Source organism: Pseudomonas sp. Pseusp3 (assembly GCF_047304225.1).
Lineage (GTDB): Bacteria > Pseudomonadota > Gammaproteobacteria > Pseudomonadales > Pseudomonadaceae > Aquipseudomonas > Aquipseudomonas fluorescens_CD.
On record NZ_JBGLYV010000208.1, the window covers coordinates 1 to 2,666 of the forward strand.

2 protein-coding genes are annotated in these 2,666 nt (G+C 62.2%); one reads left to right on the forward strand and one right to left on the reverse strand.

What is annotated here, in order from left to right; all coding sequences use genetic code 11:
* Positions 1-480: 480 nt before the first annotated feature.
* Positions 481-1,449, reverse strand: coding sequence for a LysR family transcriptional regulator (locus ACCD00_RS30460; protein WP_413428901.1), 969 nt, complete (start codon positions 1,447-1,449; stop codon positions 481-483).
* A gap of 331 nt (positions 1,450-1,780) precedes the next feature.
* On the opposite strand from ACCD00_RS30460, the gene ACCD00_RS30465 reads away from it, so the two are divergent.
* Positions 1,781-2,666: TolC family protein (locus ACCD00_RS30465; protein ID WP_413428902.1), on the forward strand; the 886-nt coding region annotated here is incomplete at its 3' end.

The following is a 2,666-nucleotide window of genomic DNA, read 5'->3' on the forward strand; positions in this document are numbered from 1 at the left end:
CGGATGAACACCGGAACGAGGCCTGCCGAGGGGGCGGGTGGATCAAGATCAAGAGCGGCAGGCGAGCTAACGCTCGGCCTTGTAGGAGCGAGCTTGCTCGCGATGGACGTCAACGATGACGCGGGCTGTCTGAATACCCGCGGTGTCCTGGTGTTTTTCGCGAGCAGGCTCGCTCCTACAGGGGGGAACGCGTTCAGTTGTGGTCAGGTCGGCTGTCAGGCCGCCTCGCTTTTGCTTTGGCTTTTGATCTTCTTGCCCCCTCGAGAGGCCCACGGAGCAGGACCGGAGCGAGGGAATGCCGAGCCTTGGCGAGGCACCGAACGTAAGGGGCAAAGCGCTTTGGTTACTTTCGCGCTCTTCGAAAGTGACCCGCCGTAAGGGCGGAACCAATAGCCGCCGTTACCGCAGAAACGGATATGTACACAAAAACAACGTCGCCAGACACAAAGCCTTCGCGAGCAGGCTCGCTCCCACAAAGGCTCAATTCGCCACCCGAACCCCACCCAGGCTCCCGCTCAATTCATACGCCGCCAATTCAGCCTGATGCGCCGCGAGCAATTCCGGCAACGATCCACGCAAGTACTCGACCCAGGTCTTGATCTTCGCGTCCAGGTACTGGCGCGACGGGTAGATGGCGTACAGGTTCAGTTCCTGCGAGCGGTACTTGGGCATCACGCGCACCAGAGTGCCGTTGCGCAGGCCTTCTATCGCGGCGTACAGCGGCAGGACGCCAACGCCCATGCCGCTGATGATCGCGGATTTCATCGCGTCGGCGGAGTTCACCAGAAACGGTGAGCTGTTGATGGTGACCATTTCCTGGCCTTCAGGGCCGTCGAAGGCCCATTTCTCCAGCGGAATCACCGGGCTGACCAGGCGCAGGCAGGCGTGGTTGAGCAGGTCGCTGGGTTTTTGTGCGCAGCCGTTGGCTTTGACGTAGGCCGGCGAGGCACAAACGATGCTGTAGGTGATGCCCAGGCGCTGGGAGACGAAACCCGAATCCGGCAGTTCGCGGGCGAGGACGATGGACACGTCGTAACCCTCGTCGAGCAGGTCAGGCACGCGGTTGGCCATGGTCAGGTCGAAGGTCACGTCCGGGTGGGTCTTGCGGTAGCGGGCGATGGCGTCGATCACGAAGTGCTGGCCGATGCCGGTCATGGTGTGCACTTTCAGTTGCCCGGCCGGGCGTGCGTGGGCGTCGCTGGCCTCGGCTTCGGCTTCTTCGACGTAGGCCAGGATCTGTTCGCAGCGCAGCAGGTAACGCTTGCCGGCTTCGGTCAGGGCAATGCGGCGGGTCGTTCGGTTGAGCAGGCGGGTTTGCAGGTGGGCTTCCAGGTTGGAGACCGCGCGCGAGACGTTGGCCGTGGTGGTGTCCAGTTGTATGGCGGCGGCGGTGAAGCTGCCGGCTTCGGCCACGTAACTGAAGGCGCGCATGTTTTGCAAAGTGTCCATGGGGTGCTCTCGGGTGCGATGGCAAATTGTGACACGAAGTTTCAGAGTCTGAGACCCCAGACTTAAGGATTATCTCGTTTACGGTAACAAAGATTCACAGGAATCCCAGCTTATCGCCCTTCAGGCCGCCCCATAGAATTGCGCAACTTGGGCAACCGGGGCTCGACCCACCGCATAACCTGTGGGAGCGGGCTTGCTCGCGAAGACGGTCTGACATTCACCATCAATGTCGACTGATGTACCGCTTTCGCGAGCAAGCCCGCTCCCACAAAAGCGGAACTCCTGTTTCCAGAAAATCTCGTACCTCTCCCTATTTCAGGAAATCGCAGCAGTGCCGCGTCGCATCAGCAGAGCGCTTCAGCCGCTCAGTTTTTTGGCTTTAACCCTGGCAATCAGCGGCTGCATCGGAACCGGAGGTATTGCCCCGCAGGACAAAGCGCTGGAGGCCAATTCGCTGGCCACCGACGAAGCGATCCAGAGCGCCGCGCAAGATGCGCACTGGCCCACCGCGCAATGGTGGCAGGCCTATGGCGACCCGCAACTGAACCGCTGGATCGACCTCGCCCTGCAAGGCAGCCCGAGCCTGGCCATGGCCGCCGCCCGGGTACGTCAGGCCAGGTCCATGGCCGGCGTGGCGGAAGCGGCCGAGTCGCTGCAAATCAACGGCGAGTCCACCCTCAAGCGTCACAACTGGCCTACCGACCAGTTCTATGGCCCCGGCAAGCTGGCCAACAGCACCACCTGGGACAACAACGCCGCGCTGGGTTTCAGTTATGCCCTCGACCTCTGGGGCCGCGAAAGCAATGCCACCGAGCGCGCCGTCGACATGGCGCACATGACCGTCGCCGAGGCCCGTCAGGCCCAGCTCGAATTGCAGGACAACATCGTCCGGGTCTACATCGAGCTTTCGCTGCATTACGCACAGCGGGACATCGTCGAAGCGACCCTGAAGCAGCAACAGCAGATTCTCGATCTGGCACAGAAGCGCCTGAATGGCGGCATCGGTACCCATTTCGAAGTCAGCCAGGCTGAAACACCGTTGCCGGAAACCCACCGCCAGATCGATGCCCTCGACGAAGAAATCGCCTTGAGCCGCAACCAGCTCGCCGCTCTCGCCGGCAAGGGCCCGGGGGAAGGCGCGCAGTTGCAGCGGCCAACGCTGTCGCTGGGTGCGCCACTGAAACTGCCGTCTGCGCTGCCGGCGCAGTTGCTCGGGC